The organism is Acinetobacter sp. P1332, from assembly GCF_044057475.1.
GTDB lineage: Bacteria > Pseudomonadota > Gammaproteobacteria > Pseudomonadales > Moraxellaceae > Acinetobacter > Acinetobacter johnsonii.
This window is the reverse complement of sequence record NZ_CP171157.1, coordinates 15,974-34,165: the sequence shown is the minus strand read 5'-3', so window position 1 is coordinate 34,165 and position 18,192 is coordinate 15,974. Positions and strand designations below refer to the sequence as shown.

Genomic DNA, 18,192 nt, shown 5'->3' with positions numbered 1-18,192 from the left:
TGAACACTAAGCTCCAAATCAACTCATCAAAAAAAGGCTTATCGAAACTGTTGATGACACTAACTCATACACTCTCATAGAAAAAATAACGCCCAATGAAGTTCATCGAGCGTTTTTTAATAAGTAGATACCTATTTCAGGGCTACTAAACTTTAAATCAAGTATTACAACGTATGCTGGTCTTTCACTTCTTCAAGAACCTCATCGAGTTCTTCAGGGTTTTTCATCAAGTGGAGAATAGACAACACAAGTCCCCCCCATAAAAACACCATTGAAATGATCATCATCACGATTGCTGAAGTATTCATTTATGCTCTCCTAGCGATCTTTCATTTTGCTGAGTATGATTGCAACGACAGCACAGAAAATCACGCTGCCCCATCCAAATACGCCCTGTAGACTCATGCTATAACTATCGTAACCGTTTTTCAGTAAGTTAAATACGGTCATGCTCAATGTCGTTAACAAGATCAATGACGTGATGACAGTTAAAGTAAATGCCCACCCCTTACCGAGTTGAATGGTAGAAATACGGTTCACGTGATCACGAAGCTCAATCAATGCAGAACGCTTAAACCACGCCACACTGATAATCGACAATAATGCACCACCGATAATCCCGATGTTATTGATAAAGTGATCCACGATATCTACCAGTTTAATCGCATTCACACTGGAGAATAAGATCACTGAAACCAGTGCACTACCACCACCAATAATGGTAACGGCTTTTTTACGGCTCCACTTTAACTTATCCTGCATCGCTGCAATTGGCACTTCCAAGATACTGACCATGGAAGAAATACCTGCAACGAATAATGACGAGAAGAACAATAAACCGAATAAATCAGCACCCGCTCCAAGACTTGAAATGATTTTCGGGAAAGCAATAAATGCCAGACCGATACCACCACTCACTACATCTTGAACTTCTTTGCCTGCGGTATGCGCCATAAAGCCCAATGCAGCAAAAATACCAATACCCGCCAAAATTTCAGTTGAAGCATTGGCAAAACCAACGATCAGCCCCGAACCAGTCAAGTTGGTCTTTGGCTTTAGGTAAGATGCATAAGTCACCATGATCCCGAAACCCACGGAAAGCGAGAAGAAGGTATGACCATACGCCGCCAACCACACTTTATAGTCCATCATCGCAGACCAGTTCGGTGTAAAGAATGCATTTAAGCCTTCTGCTGCACCGGGTAAACGAAGTGATTGCACTACTAAAATGGTGAATAAAACGAATAATAAAGGCATGAAAATCTTATTCGATAATTCAACACCTTTTTTAACCCCACCAAACAGAATAATTAAGGTCAGTGCCCAAATTCCCACGATTGGCCAAAATAAATGGCTCACAAACTGAAAATCGAAACCTGTTGCTTTCGAAGTTTGTAAGTAGGTATTAAAGAAGAAACTTTCAGGGTCACTGCCCCAGGCCTGACCAATCGAGAAGTAAACATAGCTTCCCGCCCACGTCAGTACGCTGGCATAGTACAAACCAATGATGATACACACACAGACTTGCCACCAACCTAGCGTTTCACCGCCTTTAAACAAAGCCCGATAGGCTTTAGGTGGTGACCCCGAACTACGGTGTCCTGTTGCATAATCCAAAAATAATAGGGGTAAACCAGCAGTAATTAATGCCAATAAATAAGGAATAAGAAAGGCACCGCCACCATTTTCATAAGCAACATAAGGGAAACGCCAAATATTACCTAAACCTACAGCCGAACCTACAGCTGCAATAATAAAACCAGATCGTGATGTCCAGTTTTCACGAGTTCCTGACATAAAACACCTAAACCTAGGTCCCTTTTAATTGCTTTTTATTTGGTTATCCCGCAACAAAAAAGAACCATTTAATATTAATCTTGAGTGTTTGATTTAGCTTCGACCTTTTGGGTACAAGGTTCTAAATGACAAACAGAGGAGTTTTCACAAAACCTTGGTTAAAGTGTGTCGATTAAACTTCCCTTTTATATGGTTCAACAATACTCACTTTTATAAAAATATTCTGTAATTTCTGCTTCAAATATTCCATTTTTATAATGTGTACTGATTCAACCGTTCAATTAATCAGCTTATTTATTGTACAAAATTAGTTATAAATTAACAAACTTTTTGGAATGATTTATTACACCTATTTTCCTGCATAAAATTTGAAGATCGGGCATCGATACTCAACCTACTGAAAAAATCAATGTAAATAACGCTAAAAGTATTAATCCCCCGCATAAAAAACATTACTTTTCACATTTTCATTCAAATATTCACTCCATCTGGAAAGATTGATCATCTTTCTGATGAACATCACATGCATGCATGCATACAACTTTTTAATATTGTTCTGTATTTATAGCGCAGTCGTATTTAAAACTGCACGATACCAGTGATGCTCTATATTTAAAAGAGAAACCACCAAAGCCAGTCATTGCGTAGAACATCATCAGTTTCACTAGATCAATCCAGCCTTCATCAGACTATTTAAAAGATGCTGATCTAAAGCACTAAGCAAAAATTATAAGCCATTCACTTTTGTCAGCTTAGGCTTACAAATAGCGTGGTTAAAATGCTGTATGAACAACAGCCACCGCCATGTATATTTAAATCATCAGGAAACAGGACGTTTCCCAAACTTAAAACAACAATAATCAGTTTGAGCATCAGGATGTGAGATATGACAGGAGTTGTATCTAAGCACTGAAATACAAAGAAACCTCGACAGGATGTCGGGGTTTCTTTTTATCTCTATTCCACAGTTAAAGCTGAATATAGGTCCGAAATCCTCGACTCGCATAGTACGAAGCAGCGCCATTATGATAGGTAAACGTACGACCATAGCACTGATCACAAAAAATTGCCCCGCCTTGCTGACGTAATTCAGCTGGAGTTTCAACCCAACTGGATGTTTTCAAGTCAAAATTAAAAATCTGCTGTAAAAGATAATATTGTTGTTCCGTCATTAAGCTTAAGTCATAAGCCTGTACCCAATCGAGTACTGTATTTTCAGGCGGATGGTTTTTACGACTCAATAGTGCCTCTCGGTCATAACACATGCTCCGTCGCCCTTTTGGGGACTCAATTGAACAATCAAAAAAATACACATCTTGTGTATTCGGTAAAGCCACGACATCGGGCTCACCACCGCTCATTTCCATTTGTTGTAAGGCGTATAATTTTTCCGGAGACTGCAAAAGTTTTTCTCGGACAAATGCCCAACTAATTTGCATACGACGTTCAGTATGCTGTTGAAACCGTTGTTCTAAGGTATTGAATAAATGTTTAGTTTGCTCAGGTTCGAGTTTTTTCTGCTGTTTAATCATTGTTATTGTATTGCCCTATTTAATGCTACCTTTAGCATAGCACTCTCCTTCAAACACGACCAAATATCACCCAAAGGTACACCCATTTTGCAAAAATAAAGGCCCTCAAAATGAGAGCCTTTATTTTTAGGGTTTGATTAAGAAGATGCTTTGATTGAACTCGAAACTTTCACCTGAGTTTTAACTGCTTCTTCAGCACTATTTAAACGGATAAAAGAAACCGCTATCGCAGCAAGCACCGCAGGAATCGCCACAGCAATAAAATTCAACTTATGTGGTAATTCCATGCCCAACAATACCCCGATGACAATTGGACCCACGATTGCACCCACACGGCCAATGCCAGATGCCCAACCTAACCCAGTTGAACGAACAGCTAGCGGATAATATTGCGCCACATAGCTATATAGTAAAATACTACAACCGATCGAAGCGGCTCCTGCAAGTGCAACCAATAAATAAATTACAGGTTGCGGCGAATTAAAGCCTAAACCCACCAATGCAAATGCCCCGACAGTCAACATGCTAATAATGACAGGTTTCAAGTGGAAACGATCCGCGAGCACACCACCACCAGCAGTGCCAATCACCGCACCAATGTTCAAGGAAAGGAGGAACATTAAACTGCTGCCCATCGAATAACCCGCAGCCATCATCAGTTTTGGTAACCAGCTTCCTAAGGCATAAACCATCAATAAGCACATGAAGAAGCAGCACCAAAATAAAACTGTACCCATACCACGACCATTTTTAAACAAGGCAGCGACAGATGCATCAGGGACTTTAGCTTCGTTCAGCACTAGAACAGTATCTGAAGTTACAGTCTCTTCAGGGACCAGACGTTGAATAATGCTGCGAGCCTTTTCTGTTTGCTGGTCTTTCACTAAAAAAGTGACTGATTCAGGTAAGAATTTCCATAAAATCGGAATAAACAGTAATGGAATACCCGCAATGAAAAACATGATCTTCCAGCCAAAGGTTGGCGTAAACGCAACACCTAGTAGTGCTGCCATAATCCCACCCATTGCATAGCCACTAAACATCGCGGTCACCAAAGTACTACGAAACTTCTGAGGCGCATATTCCGAAGTTAAAGCGACCAAGTTCGGTAATACACCACCAATTCCAAGACCTGCGATAAAGCGTAAAATACCAAATTCAGTCGGGTTTGATGCAAAGCCACCCGCAAAAGTGAACCCACTGAACAACGTAACACAGATAATAATGACTTTTTTACGGCCAATTTTATCGGCCAGCATCCCAAATAGCATTGCACCAAACATCATACCTGCTAGGGCAGTACTGGCTAGCATTCCCGCTTGAACAGCCGTCATACCCCACTCTTTCATTAAAAGCGGTAAAGCCACACCGTTAATTGCTAAATCATAACCATCAAACAAGACGACGAATAAGCACCACAAAACAACCGTTAAATGAAAAGGCTTAAACTTAGCCTGATCGATTACAGCATTTACATTCATTGTTGTCGCTGTCATTTTTCCCTCACCTCCAATTGTGAGCTTTATTATAAAAAGTGAATCCAAATTCACTTTTAAATAAAATGAATCATAATTCAGTTTTTGTCTATAAATAAAACAATTGAAACAGCTTTTTTTGGAAAAACTAGACTAAAGTTGTATAAAAATTACGCAAAATAATTTGCACTCCATCGAATTCTTTGATAAATAGTAGATGTTTCACATAATTTTAATTTATATAAATGTATTTATGTATAATTTAGCGTGTATTCTCCGCTCTAATTCTCTTCATTCCCACTTAATATTTCGCTTTTCGTTTATTATTTAATATATTCAGCATAAAAAAATCCCCCTCAGCGATTAGCGGAGGGGGATTTAGAATTAATGAGCTGGCGATGACTTACTCTCACATGGATAACTCCACACTACCATCAGCGCTAAGAGGTTTCACTTCTGAGTTCGGGAAGGGATCAGGTGGTTCACTCTTGCTATTGTCGCCAGCACAACTGTTTATGACTATTCGTTGGGTCTAACCTCAGAGAGCAGTGCTCTTCGTGCCTAACTTTCATCAAATGAGTTATTAACAGGTATATTTGAGTTGGATATTTTATCTAGCTTTATAACTAAATCAAGTTGTTTGCAGTGATTTGAACCACAACACCAACTGTTTGGGTGTTGTATAGTCAAGCCTCACGAGCAATTAGTATTGGTCAGCTTCACATATCACTATGCTTCCACATCCAACCTATCAACGTCGTAGTCTTCAACGGCTCTTTAGAGGACATAAAGTCCTAGGGAAATCTTATCTTGAGGTAGGCTTCCCGCTTAGATGCTTTCAGCGGTTATCCCTTCCGAACATAGCTACCCGGCGATGCGACTGGCGTCACAACCGGTACACCAGAGGTTCGTCCACTCTGGTCCTCTCGTACTAGGAGCAGATCCTCTCAAATTTCCAACGCCCACGGTAGATAGGGACCGAACTGTCTCACGACGTTCTAAACCCAGCTCGCGTACCTCTTTAAATGGCGAACAGCCATACCCTTGGGACCTGCTTCAGCCCCAGGATGAGATGAGCCGACATCGAGGTGCCAAACACCGCCGTCGATATGAACTCTTGGGCGGTATCAGCCTGTTATCCCCAGAGTACCTTTTATCCGTTGAGCGATGGCCCTTCCATACAGAACCACCGGATCACTAAGACCTACTTTCGTACCTGCTCGACTTGTGGGTCTCGCAGTTAAGCGCGCTTTTGCCTTTATACTCTACGCGTGATTTCCGACCACGCTGAGCGCACCTTCGTACTCCTCCGTTACTCTTTAGGAGGAGACCGCCCCAGTCAAACTACCCACCAGACATGGTCCTCGTCCCGGATAACGGGACAGAGTTAGAACCTCAATATTACCAGGGTGGTATTTCAAGATTGGCTCCACCGAAACTAGCGTCTCGGTTTCAAAGCCTCCCACCTATCCTACACAAGTAAGATCAAAGTTCAATGTCAAGCTGCAGTAAAGGTTCACGGGGTCTTTCCGTCTAGCCGCGGGTACACCGCATCTTCACGGCGAATTCGATTTCACTGAGTCTCTGCTGGAGACAGCGCCCCCATCATTATGCCATTCGTGCAGGTCGGAACTTACCCGACAAGGAATTTCGCTACCTTAGGACCGTTATAGTTACGGCCGCCGTTTACTGGGGCTTCGATCAAGAGCTTCGCTTACGCTAACCCCATCAATTAACCTTCCAGCACCGGGCAGGCATCACACCCTATACGTCCACTTTCGTGTTTGCAGAGTGCTATGTTTTTAATAAACAGTTGCAGGGGCCTGGTTTCTGTGGCTGCCAATAGCTCAAGGAGTAAATCCTATCACCGTCGGCAGCGTACCTTCTCCCGAAGTTACGGTACCATTTTGCCTAGTTCCTTCAGCAGAGTTCTCTCAAGCGCTTTGGTCTACTCGACCTGACCACCTGTGTCGGTTTCGGGTACGATTCCTATGTAACTGAAGCTTAGAGACTTTTCCTGGAAGCATGGTATCAGCCACTTCACTGTACAAGTACAGCTTGCTATCAGTTCTCAGCATAGAGTACCCCGGATTTGCCTAAGATACATGCCTACAACCTTCCACCTGGACAACCAACGCCAGGCTGACTTAACCTTCTCCGTCCTCTCATCGCATTACATAGAAGTATTGGAATATTAACCAATTTCCCATCGACTACGCCTCTCGGCCTCGCCTTAGGGGTCGACTCACCCAGCCCCGATTAACGTTGGACTGGAACCCTTGGTCTTTCAGCGTGCGAGTTTTTCACTCGCATTGTCGTTACTCACGTCAGCATTCGCACTTCTGATACCTCCAGCATACTTCTCAATACACCTTCATCGGCTTACAGAACGCTCCCCTACCACTTGCAATAAATTGCAAATCCGCAGCTTCGGCATATAGTTTTAGCCCCGTTACATCTTCCGCGCAGGCCGACTCGACTAGTGAGCTATTACGCTTTCTTTAAAGGGTGGCTGCTTCTAAGCCAACCTCCTAGCTGTCTATGCCTTCCCACATCGTTTCCCACTTAACTATAATTTTGGGGCCTTAGCTGGCGGTCTGGATTGTTTTCCTCTTGACTACGGACGTTAGCACCCGCAGTCTGTCTCCCGGATAGTACTCATTGGTATTCGGAGTTTGCATCGGTTTGGTAAGTCGGGATGACCCCCTAGCCGAAACAGTGCTCTACCCCCAATGGTATTCGTCCGAGGCGCTACCTAAATAGCTTTCGGGGAGAACCAGCTATCACCGAGTTTGATTAGCCTTTCACCCCTATCCACAAGTCATCCCCTGGCTTTTCAACGACAGTGGGTTCGGTCCTCCAGTTAGTGTTACCCAACCTTCAACCTGCTCATGGATAGATCACCCGGTTTCGGGTCTACACCCAGCAACTAAACGCCCTATTAAGACTCGATTTCTCTACGGCTCCCCTATGCGGTTAACCTCGCTACTGAATGTAAGTCGCTGACCCATTATACAAAAGGTACGCAGTCACCGAACAAGTCGGCTCCCACTGCTTGTATGCATGCGGTTTCAGGATCTATTTCACTCCCCTCACAGGGGTTCTTTTCGCCTTTCCCTCACGGTACTGGTTCACTATCGGTCAGTCAGGAGTATTTAGCCTTGGAGGATGGTCCCCCCATATTCAGACAAGGTTTCACGTGCCCCGCCCTACTCGACATCATCATATCAGCCCTTTCGTGTACAGGACTATCACCCACTATGGTTGCACTTCCCAGAGCATTCCACTAAAACTGATATGACTTAATGGGCTTTTCCCCGTTCGCTCGCCGCTACTGAGGGAATCTCAATTGATTTCTTTTCCTAAGGGTACTGAGATGTTTCACTTCCCCTCGTTCGCCTCGTATGACTATGTATTCATCATACGATACCTGCCTTATGACAGGTGGGTTTCCCCATTCAGAAATCTCCGGATCACAGGATATTTGCCGCCTCCCCGGAGCTTATCGCAGGCTATTACGTCTTTCATCGCCTCTGACTGCCAAGGCATCCACCACATGCACTTAATTACTTGACTATACAACCCCAAACAGTCGTTAATCCCTACAAGTAGGATTAAGACAGTCTATGATGATTTCTCATCACTTCCTTACAGTTTGTTGCTCTGTGTACTTAAACACTGTACAGCTTCAATTCAATTCACATACCAAAACGCTTGATTCAGTTAATTTCGCTAGTAACTCATTTCTTCAATCTTCATCAATCAGTAATAAATCACTGTTAATGTCGATCTTAAAAACGAGTATGAACAAATTATTTCAACTCAAATATATTCTGTTAATGATTTTTCCAGCCTTCGTCAGGTCAGGAAACTGTGATAAATCACAGAAGTTAATAAGTTATCTACTTACTAATTTCTGTAATCCAACCTATCTGCGCGAAGCATAGCTTCTTGCTTAAATTTCAAGGAAAAGCATGCTTTTCTTGTCTTGAAATTTGGTGGAGACTAGGAGAGTCGAACTCCTGACCTCCTGCGTGCAAAGCAGGCGCTCTACCAACTAAGCTAAGTCCCCAGCTTATCAATAAGTCAATGTCTCTGTTTTTCTGTATTCAGCATTTAACAATGCTTGTTAGTCAGATTTGGTGGGTCTGACAAGACTTGAACTTGTGACCCCACGCTTATCAAGCGTGTGCTCTAACCAACTGAGCTACAGACCCTCAGATACATCGTCATGAAGAACAACTTGTTGTGGATTCTTACCAATCGTCAATCTTTCGTTAAGGAGGTGATCCAGCCGCAGGTTCCCCTACGGCTACCTTGTTACGACTTCACCCCAGTCATCGGCCACACCGTGGTAAGCGTCCTCCTTGCGGTTAGACTACCTACTTCTGGTGCAACAAATTCCCATGGTGTGACGGGCGGTGTGTACAAGGCCCGGGAACGTATTCACCGCGGCATTCTGATCCGCGATTACTAGCGATTCCGACTTCATGGAGTCGAGTTGCAGACTCCAATCCGGACTACGATCGGCTTTTTGAGATTAGCATCCTATCGCTAGGTAGCAACCCTTTGTACCGACCATTGTAGCACGTGTGTAGCCCTGGTCGTAAGGGCCATGATGACTTGACGTCGTCCCCGCCTTCCTCCAGTTTGTCACTGGCAGTATCCTTAAAGTTCCCGGCTTAACCCGCTGGCAAATAAGGAAAAGGGTTGCGCTCGTTGCGGGACTTAACCCAACATCTCACGACACGAGCTGACGACAGCCATGCAGCACCTGTATGTAAGTTCCCGAAGGCACCAATCCATCTCTGGAAAGTTCTTACTATGTCAAGACCAGGTAAGGTTCTTCGCGTTGCATCGAATTAAACCACATGCTCCACCGCTTGTGCGGGCCCCCGTCAATTCATTTGAGTTTTAGTCTTGCGACCGTACTCCCCAGGCGGTCTACTTATCGCGTTAGCTGCGCCACTAAAGCCTCAAAGGCCCCAACGGCTAGTAGACATCGTTTACGGCATGGACTACCAGGGTATCTAATCCTGTTTGCTCCCCATGCTTTCGTACCTCAGCGTCAGTATTAGGCCAGATGGCTGCCTTCGCCATCGGTATTCCTCCAGATCTCTACGCATTTCACCGCTACACCTGGAATTCTACCATCCTCTCCCATACTCTAGCTTCCCAGTATCGAATGCAATTCCTAAGTTAAGCTCAGGGATTTCACATCCGACTTAAAAAGCCGCCTACGCACGCTTTACGCCCAGTAAATCCGATTAACGCTCGCACCCTCTGTATTACCGCGGCTGCTGGCACAGAGTTAGCCGGTGCTTATTCTGCGAGTAACGTCCACTATCCCAGAGTATTAATCCAAGTAGCCTCCTCCTCGCTTAAAGTGCTTTACAACCAAAAGGCCTTCTTCACACACGCGGCATGGCTGGATCAGGCTTTCGCCCATTGTCCAATATTCCCCACTGCTGCCTCCCGTAGGAGTCTGGGCCGTGTCTCAGTCCCAGTGTGGCGGATCATCCTCTCAGACCCGCTACAGATCGTCGCCTTGGTAGGCCTTTACCCCACCAACTAGCTAATCTGACTTAGGCTCATCTATTAGCGCAAGGTCCGAAGATCCCCTGCTTTCCCCCGTAGGGCGTATGCGGTATTAGCATTCCTTTCGGAATGTTGTCCCCCACTAATAGGCAGATTCCTAAGCATTACTCACCCGTCCGCCGCTAGGTAATGTAGCAAGCTACATCACCCCGCTCGACTTGCATGTGTTAAGCCTGCCGCCAGCGTTCAATCTGAGCCATGATCAAACTCTTCAGTTAAAATCATTAGTAGCTTATGGCTACAAATCTTGGCTCATCAATTTTCTGACAAATATTTCTCAAATAAACTTCGAGTAATTTCTACCATCAATCAATGAAATATTTTCGATCGATCAATCAGTAAAAATCCACACAAGTTGTTCTTCATAATCTCTTAATGATCTTTCTAACACCTCGTCAGTGCTAGAAGCTAGACTCAATATACTTAACAACTCAGCACTTCGTGCTTCGTTCGTTTCCGTCTATCTCGTCGGTATGGGGTGCATTCTAGACCATTACGAAATCTTTGCAAGTGCTTTTAACTGGTTGTTTTATCGGGCGTTGTATTTTTATGCACTAAAAAGGTTTAAAAATATACAGCCACGCACTTAACCTAATAATTTTAAAGCAGAAATATAGATTTAATATTTCTGCTTTCTTTTTTCATTACTTTTGCACTGCTGCTGCTTTAATATTCACACTGAGAATTTTAATAGGTTGTTTTGGTACATCTTGATGTGGCCCTGCACGTCCTGTCGGTACTTTAGTAATCTTATCCACCACATCCATACCTTTAGTGACCTGACCAAAAACCGCATAACCTGCGTTATTGGTACTTCTATCTAGAAAGTTATTATCCACCACATTAATAAAGAACTGACTGGTTGCAGAATGCGGTAGGTTGGTTCGTGCCATCGCCAAAGTGCCACGTTTATTCGATAGACCATTACTTGATTCATTTTGAATGGCTGGTCGTGTTGGTTTTTCTATCAGGTCAGCAGTCATGCCCCCACCTTGCACCATAAAACCCGGAATGACGCGATGAAAGATCGTGCCGTTATAAAACTTAGCTTTCGTATAGTCTTCAAAGTTTTTTGCTGAGATTGGTGCTTTATCATTAAACAGTTCAATTTCGATGTTGCCCATTGATGTTTTCATTTCAACAATCGTGTTATTTGCCATGACCGCCATACTCATACATGTAGCCGCCACTGCAACTAAACTCTTCTTTAACATTTCGTTACTCACAGCATTCAGATGTTATTAGATTTCGGTATATTAATCGTTCAGTATAAATAAAACACTACTTCTTCTAAGAAAACGAGAATAACGATGAATGAAGCTTTAGCCCTGTCTCAATTGAGTCAATTTCCACCTTGGCATTTACAAGGTGAAGCCTTTATTTTGAATTATTGGATCAGTCCGCAATTTATCCGACAATATAAAGCGTTTCGTATCGCGCCTTCCCCGATTGGTCGTGTGGTTCAAATCATGTTGGTTCGTTATCATCAATCCCCTGTTGGACCTTATGATGAACTGCTTTTGCTTGACCATCCTTTACTGAGCAAACGGCGTTTAAGCTCGATTCCTAAAATTTATGTGTCTACACAGATTTCAGTTGAACATGGTCAACAACTTTAGGGCATTCCGAAAGAGTTTGCTCAGTTTGATTGGCATACGCAGAATGAAACTACACAATGCCAGCTTAGTACTCAAAACCAAACGCTGTGTTTAACACTCACCCAATGTAAAAAGGCACGTCCGTTTTATTTTAATAGTCATCACATTCCACGTTCTATGCTCAAAATACAGCAAGCATGGCAAGGTCAACGTTATGAGTTTTCTCCCCAGTTCCGCGCAAAGCTAATGAAGCTGAAAAAATTTGAATGGCAAAACCATACCACTCTCTTTCCAGACTTTGGCCAAGCCAAGGCTCTACAAAGTTTTTATGTCCCGAGCTTTCAGCTCGTTTTTCCAGAAGCCAAAATCCGCTCTAAATAAAAAAGAATGTTCCACGTGAAACATTCTTTTGAAAATTCATGCTTTTTTATTTGGCATTCTTATCCCAAAATTTTCTAAAGTTCTTTGCCATTTCTATGGTGATTTTTTTTGCTCGACGAGAAATGATGGTGAAGTTCACAAAGCCATGCGGTTGATCTAGATAATTCTGATAATAAACCTTATTGCCCTGTTGCTTTAATTTAATGGCATAAATTTCACCTTCATCATGCAATAAATCATGACCTACGGTGATGACAAAAGCGGGGGCGACACTTTTTAATACGCCATAGGTTGGCGAAACAATAGGATCATCCAGAGCTACTTGATGTTGTTCAGCATACAATGACGTCACCCTATCGACATCTTGTCCAGTTAAGGTCAGTCCATCTTTATAAGCAAAGAACGATGGATGGCGACTTTTGAAATCGACTACAGGATAAATTAACAGTTGTGCACTTGGCGCATAAGCTTTTGCAGCAGTTCGCTGCGCCACTACGGCACTGATATTACCACCTGCACTATCGCCTGCAACCGCAATTCGGTTTTTCAAAATTTTGAACTGACGACGGTTTTGATAGACCCAAGCCAAAGCATCTTCACAAGATTGAATCAATACATTTGGGCCAACTTCAGGTGCCAAAGGATAATCAATACTGAGCACCTGCACTTTGGCATGGATCGCCAGTAAGCGACAGACTTCATCATGGCTGTCGAGACTGCCAACCACAAAGCCGCCGCCATGATAAAACACCAGCATCGGAAGTTTCTTATTCGGTGCAGGATGATAATGCCGTGCAAACACAGTTCCACTTTGTAAAGGTAGACGTAAATCTTCCACTTGTTTTACCGCGCTGGGTTTCGCGGTCAACATTTGAATTTGATGATCAAACAATTTACGCGAACGATGGTAGTCTTCAAAAATAAAGCCCGATTTGCCTTGCTTATATTGAGCTGCCATTAAGCATTTGATAAAGGGATCTAATTGTTCAAACTGGTAAGGATAACCCAGTGCTTTCACCAAGCCTTCTTGTGCTACTGTCGGTAAGCGATCAATCACTCGTGCCGCACTGCCTTGGCCTTGTTCCATCCATTGTTGTAAAGTTTGATTCAACACGCCCATGTCAATAATATCCTTTTATCGTTCTTCATATTCTCTACATGATCAGCACTTACGTGACCATTCTCTTATATAAGTCTTCACATCAAGATACATAGCAATACGTCCTATACGCTAATCTTCTTTTAAGAGCTTGTCATTGACAATTTTTATGCCGATTTAGGAGTGTTTTGCTACTCCGTTTTTATGAAGGAGACCTGCCATGACTAAAAAAATAATATTCCTCTCACTCATCAGCACCTTATTTGTTGGTTGTGTGGCTTTTCCTGAGGATGGCTATTATGACGGACGCTACGACCACCGCTATGATTATGATGATCGACGCTACGACCAGCATGATCGCTATGAACGTGAACGAGACCGCCAACGTTGGGAATACCAACAACGACAAAACCGCATCGAGCGTGAACGTCGCGAGGCAGACCGAAACCGCCAAAGACATGCTGAGTGGGAACGCCAAAAGCGTGAACAAGAACGGCAACGTATTGAAGCTGAGCGCAAACGTATCGCCAATCAACGTCATCAAGACTGGCAACAGAAAAAGCGTGATCAAGAGCGATTAAACCAAGAACGTAAACGTTATGATACTGAACGTCAGCAACGACAAAATGCCGAACGCCAACGTCGTGAGCAAGAGCGTCAACGGACTGAAGATCGACGCAAACACTCCAATAGCGATCGTAAGCAACGTACTGATGATCAACGCCGCGATCAAAACAAAGGTTGGGATAACTCACGTCAGGAACGATAAAATCGTCATCGCACATCAGACTGATGAAATAACACGACTGAACAGCTTTAGTGATTTATTCTATAAAAAAGACCTTCACGGCATCCTGTGAAGGTCTTTAACAAAGCGAATGTAAGAGAAGTTCTCTTTTAAGCTTTATTGTTGTGTTGTCGCAGGTGTAGATTGGATGGGTTCAATCTGAGCCGCAGGATCTGCTTGAACCTCGACTCCAGCACTTCCCTCAACGGTTGCAGTTGCATCTGGTGCAGTGGTCACTTGAGCGGACTCTGGTGCAGTACTGGTTTCACTTGAGCTACAGCCCACGATGGCAAATGCTGAACCTAAAAGCGCTAGAGACAATAATGCAGTTTTCTTATTTAACATTCTTTCATTTCCTTTTACATCATACAAAAATAGCAAAGCCAAACTTTGCCCTGCCTATCTTTGTCAAATCTGAAAACTTTTACACACGTTCTGAGTTGTAGTTTTTGCAGACTCGAGTACAACTTGTGCAATTTTTTATTAATTGGGTACAAATACCGCCTTAGGACTACATCTCCACAGCAGCTCAAGTTAATATGCTGATTCTGCATTATTTCTTTCTTCGGTGAGCAGCATAAATAGGAACTCTATGCTTACACCATCAACTCTTCAGTATTGCAGAACTCTTGTATGCTGATACACGATTAAATAATGTTATTTTTAAAGTTGAAGCAAAAAAAAAAGCTTAATCCAAGGTAGATTAAGCTCGAGAAAGCATACAAAAATAAAGAAACCACAGCCTTAAAATCGAATTTTGAGTGCAAAGCTCGAATCACTCTGACAGCATTATACCTTTGCACCGAATAGAGTACTTTTGGGAGACGTACTATTCAAAAACCTAAATCTCTAAATTAAGAGGGTTTCCCCAAGCTATGCAAATAGGTCGCAGTCACCATACTTTACTCTCTCCACAAAGTATGATCACCGCTGATGAACTCATTATGTGGTCAAGCGAAAAATTAGTAAAACAGATAAATTTAATTAAAATAATTCAATGTAACGATTAGCCTTTGTCAACATAAAAAACTCAAGCAGGATTGGAAATGGACCTTTGCACAGAATAAGCACCTAGAAAGCCTGATTTCAGCAAATTTTTACCAAAAATAAATGAATTAATCACTGAAGCCGCTTGAATTTTTGGCTGTTGCCCCGACCTTTTGTAGTAATCCTGAATTCAATGACGCATGGCAGTTCAGATTAACCCAGTTAACACTGATGCCTGAAGGACTGTACATGTTTAAGAACCCATTTAAACGGAGTAAATCAATGGCGACTGAGCACAATCAAGAAGCTCAAGATCTAGGGCAAGAGCAAGCGGATTCACAAACAGCGCAAACTCAAGCTGAAACGGAGCAAGCTGAAGTTTCAGTTGAGGATTTACAAGCTCAAATTACCAATCTTGAAGAAAGCCTAAAGCTTGAAAAAGCACGCACTGCAAATGCTGTATACGAAGCACAAAAAAGTGTAGAGCGTATTCAACGTGAATCCGATAAGCATAAAGACACCGTTCTCGAAAAATTCGCAAAAGAGTTACTGGACTCAGTGGATAATTTAGAGCGTGCCCTTAGCGCATCGGGTGAGGAAAAAACACCAATGTTTGAAGGTGTGGAACTAACGTTGAAATCGCTACTGACTGCACTGGAAAAATTTGGTGTCGTCGCAGTTGATACAGCAAATGGTTTCAATGCGGACTTGCATCAAGCAGTCGGGATTGATCCAAATGCGAAAGCCAACGAGATCGGAACGGTATTACAAAAAGGTTATACCTTAAATGGTCGTTTGCTTCGTCCAGCAATGGTCATGGTTGGCGCATAAACTCTATAAGTTCGAGAGTTTGTAAAATTTTTTCTTGATTATCACTTGAAAAAAATTGAACGGCTCTCATATCGAATAACAAGCAAAAACATTGCAAAAATTTTTGAGGAATCATCCAAATGGCTAAAATCATTGGTATTGACTTAGGTACAACAAACTCTTGCGTCGCTGTACTTGAAGGCGACAAAGTTAAAGTGATCGACAACGCTGAAGGTGCACGTACAACACCATCGATTATTGCGTATAAAGATGGCGAAATCTTGGTGGGTCAGTCTGCAAAACGTCAAGCAGTGACTAACCCTAAAAACACATTATTCGCAATCAAACGTTTGATCGGTCGTAAGTATCAAGACCAAGCAGTTCAAAAGGACATCGGTCTTGTCCCTTACAAAATCATCAAAGCTGACAATGGTGATGCTTGGGTTGAAGTAAACGACAAGAAACTTGCACCACAACAAATCTCTGCTGAAATCTTGAAAAAGATGAAGAAAACTGCAGAAGATTACTTAGGTGAGACAGTAACTGAAGCGGTGATTACCGTTCCTGCTTACTTTAACGATGCACAGCGTCAAGCAACTAAAGATGCGGGTAAAATCGCAGGTTTAGAAGTTAAACGTATCATCAACGAACCAACGGCTGCTGCACTTGCGTTCGGTATGGACAAAAAAGAAGGCGACCGTAAAGTTGCAGTTTATGACTTAGGTGGTGGTACTTTTGACGTATCTATCATTGAAATCGCTGACCTTGATGGCGACCAACAAATTGAAGTGTTATCAACCAATGGTGATACTTTCCTTGGCGGTGAAGACTTCGATAACGCTTTAATCGAGTTCTTGGTTGAAGAGTTCAAGAAAGAACAAAACTTCAACTTGAAACAAGATCCACTTGCATTACAACGTTTGAAAGAAGCAGCTGAAAAAGCAAAAATCGAGCTTTCTTCGTCAAATGCAACTGAAATTAACCTTCCGTACATCACGGCTGATGCGACTGGTCCTAAACATTTAGTGATTAACGTAACACGTGCAAAACTTGAAGGTTTAGTGGCTGATTTAGTTGAACGTACAATCGAACCTTGCCGCATTGCGCTTAAAGATGCTGGTCTTTCAACAAGCGACATCTCTGACGTAATCTTGGTGGGTGGTCAATCTCGTATGCCACTTGTACAACAAAAAGTACAAGAGTTCTTCGGCCGTGAACCACGTAAAGACGTGAACCCTGACGAAGCAGTAGCAATGGGTGCTGCAATTCAAGGTGCGGTATTGTCTGGTGACAAAACTGACGTACTTCTTCTTGACGTTACTCCGTTGACACTTGGTATCGAAACCATGGGTGGCGTGTTAACAGCAATTATTGAGAAAAACACCACGATTCCTGCTAAGAAATCTCAAGTGTTCTCAACTGCTGCGGACAACCAACCTGCTGTAGACATTTCTGTGTTCCAAGGTGAACGTAAAATGGCACAGCAAAACAAATTGTTAGGTAACTTCCAATTAGGCGACATTCCACCTGCTCCACGTGGTGTGCCACAAATTGAAGTATCGTTCGACATTAACGCTGACGGTATCTTGAAAGTATCTGCGAAAGATAAGAGCACTGGTAAAGAGCAATCGATCCAGATTAAAGCAAACTCAGGTTTGTCTGATGCTGAAATCGAAGCAATGATCAAAGATGCTGAAGCAAATGCTGAAGAAGACCGTAAGTTCGAAGAACTTGCGAAAGCACGTAACGAAGCGGATGCATTGGTATCTTCTGCTCAAAAAGCAGTAAAAGATCTAGGCGAGCAAGTAACAAGCGATGAAAAAACTGCCATTGAAACTGCTGTTGCTGAGCTTGAAACTTCGACTAAAGAAAATGATGTAGAAGATATCAAAGCGAAAACTGAAGCACTTCAAAACATCATCATGCCGATCACGCAACGTGCTTATGAAGCTACGCAAGGTCAAGGCGGTGCTGAAGGTTTCGACCCGAATGCATTCGGTGGTGACGCTGGTCAACAACAGAAAGCGGACGATGGCGTTGTAGATGCTGAGTTCACTGAAGTAAAAGATGACAAAAAATAATTTGTCTCTTTAATAAAAAACCGCGCGAAAGCGCGGTTTTTTATTAC

At 42.8% G+C, this 18,192-nt stretch carries 10 protein-coding genes, 2 tRNA genes, 3 rRNA genes and 1 pseudogene; 4 read left to right on the top strand and 12 right to left on the bottom strand.

Annotation, left to right across the window (positions count from 1 at the left end):
• Positions 1–164 precede the first annotated feature (164 nt).
• From ACFN7Z_RS00145 to ACFN7Z_RS00100, 10 genes are all read right to left on the bottom strand, one after another.
• Complete coding sequence (locus ACFN7Z_RS00145; protein WP_081313279.1) at positions 165–308, bottom strand: methionine/alanine import family NSS transporter small subunit; 144 nt, start codon at positions 306–308, stop codon at positions 165–167.
• Positions 309–318: 10 nt separating this feature from the next.
• Positions 319–1,797: a sodium-dependent transporter gene (locus ACFN7Z_RS00140; RefSeq protein WP_281964097.1), complete on the bottom strand. Its 1,479-nt coding sequence runs from the start codon at positions 1,795–1,797 to the stop codon at positions 319–321.
• 968 nt (positions 1,798–2,765) lie between these two features.
• Positions 2,766–3,326: a DUF4256 domain-containing protein gene (locus ACFN7Z_RS00135; protein ID WP_395442666.1), complete on the bottom strand. Its 561-nt coding sequence runs from the start codon at positions 3,324–3,326 to the stop codon at positions 2,766–2,768.
• 140 nt (positions 3,327–3,466) lie between these two features.
• Entirely contained in the window at positions 3,467–4,825 is a 1,359-nt protein-coding gene (locus ACFN7Z_RS00130; protein WP_004691886.1) for an MFS transporter, read from the bottom strand.
• Positions 4,826–5,194: 369 nt separating this feature from the next.
• Positions 5,195–5,309: ribosomal RNA gene (rrf, locus tag ACFN7Z_RS00125) — 5S ribosomal RNA — on the bottom strand.
• A gap of 177 nt (positions 5,310–5,486) precedes the next feature.
• Positions 5,487–8,380 (bottom strand): 23S ribosomal RNA (locus ACFN7Z_RS00120).
• A 420-nt stretch (positions 8,381–8,800) separates the two neighbouring features.
• A tRNA-Ala gene (locus ACFN7Z_RS00115) sits at positions 8,801–8,876 on the bottom strand.
• Positions 8,877–8,944: 68 nt separating this feature from the next.
• Positions 8,945–9,021: transfer RNA gene (locus tag ACFN7Z_RS00110), tRNA-Ile, on the bottom strand.
• Positions 9,022–9,082: 61 nt separating this feature from the next.
• Positions 9,083–10,620: ribosomal RNA gene (locus tag ACFN7Z_RS00105) — 16S ribosomal RNA — on the bottom strand.
• The 16S, 23S and 5S rRNA genes sit together here with 2 tRNA genes alongside, the layout of an rRNA operon.
• 426 nt (positions 10,621–11,046) lie before the next feature.
• Positions 11,047–11,616 (bottom strand): peptidylprolyl isomerase, encoded by a 570-nt coding sequence (locus ACFN7Z_RS00100; RefSeq protein ID WP_004697389.1) that lies wholly within the window; start codon positions 11,614–11,616, stop codon positions 11,047–11,049.
• 96 nt (positions 11,617–11,712) lie between these two features.
• On the opposite strand from ACFN7Z_RS00100, the pseudogene ACFN7Z_RS00095 reads away from it, so the two are divergent.
• A pseudogene (locus ACFN7Z_RS00095) lies at positions 11,713–12,381 on the top strand (acetoacetate decarboxylase family protein).
• A 46-nt stretch (positions 12,382–12,427) separates the two neighbouring features.
• On the opposite strand, the gene ACFN7Z_RS00090 reads toward ACFN7Z_RS00095, so the two are convergent.
• Positions 12,428–13,501 (bottom strand): alpha/beta hydrolase, encoded by a 1,074-nt coding sequence (locus ACFN7Z_RS00090; protein ID WP_395442322.1) that lies wholly within the window; start codon positions 13,499–13,501, stop codon positions 12,428–12,430.
• A gap of 199 nt (positions 13,502–13,700) precedes the next feature.
• Between ACFN7Z_RS00090 and ACFN7Z_RS00085 the strand changes: the two genes are divergently transcribed.
• On the top strand, positions 13,701–14,249 hold the full coding sequence (locus ACFN7Z_RS00085; RefSeq protein ID WP_333654461.1) for a hypothetical protein: 549 nt from the start codon (positions 13,701–13,703) through the stop codon (positions 14,247–14,249).
• A gap of 135 nt (positions 14,250–14,384) precedes the next feature.
• Here ACFN7Z_RS00085 and ACFN7Z_RS00080 read toward each other — a convergent pair whose 3' ends face one another.
• Entirely contained in the window at positions 14,385–14,612 is a 228-nt protein-coding gene (locus ACFN7Z_RS00080) for a hypothetical protein (RefSeq protein WP_114837304.1), read from the bottom strand.
• Between the two features lie 924 nt (positions 14,613–15,536).
• Here ACFN7Z_RS00080 and grpE point away from each other — a divergent pair.
• Positions 15,537–16,085, top strand: a complete 549-nt coding sequence (grpE, locus tag ACFN7Z_RS00075; RefSeq protein ID WP_058951459.1) for a nucleotide exchange factor GrpE — start codon at positions 15,537–15,539, stop codon at positions 16,083–16,085.
• A gap of 119 nt (positions 16,086–16,204) precedes the next feature.
• The gene (dnaK, locus tag ACFN7Z_RS00070; protein ID WP_058870661.1) at positions 16,205–18,145 is read left to right on the top strand and encodes a molecular chaperone DnaK; all 1,941 of its coding nucleotides are present in this window, start codon (positions 16,205–16,207) and stop codon (positions 18,143–18,145) included.
• The last annotated feature ends 47 nt before the right edge of the window (positions 18,146–18,192 follow it).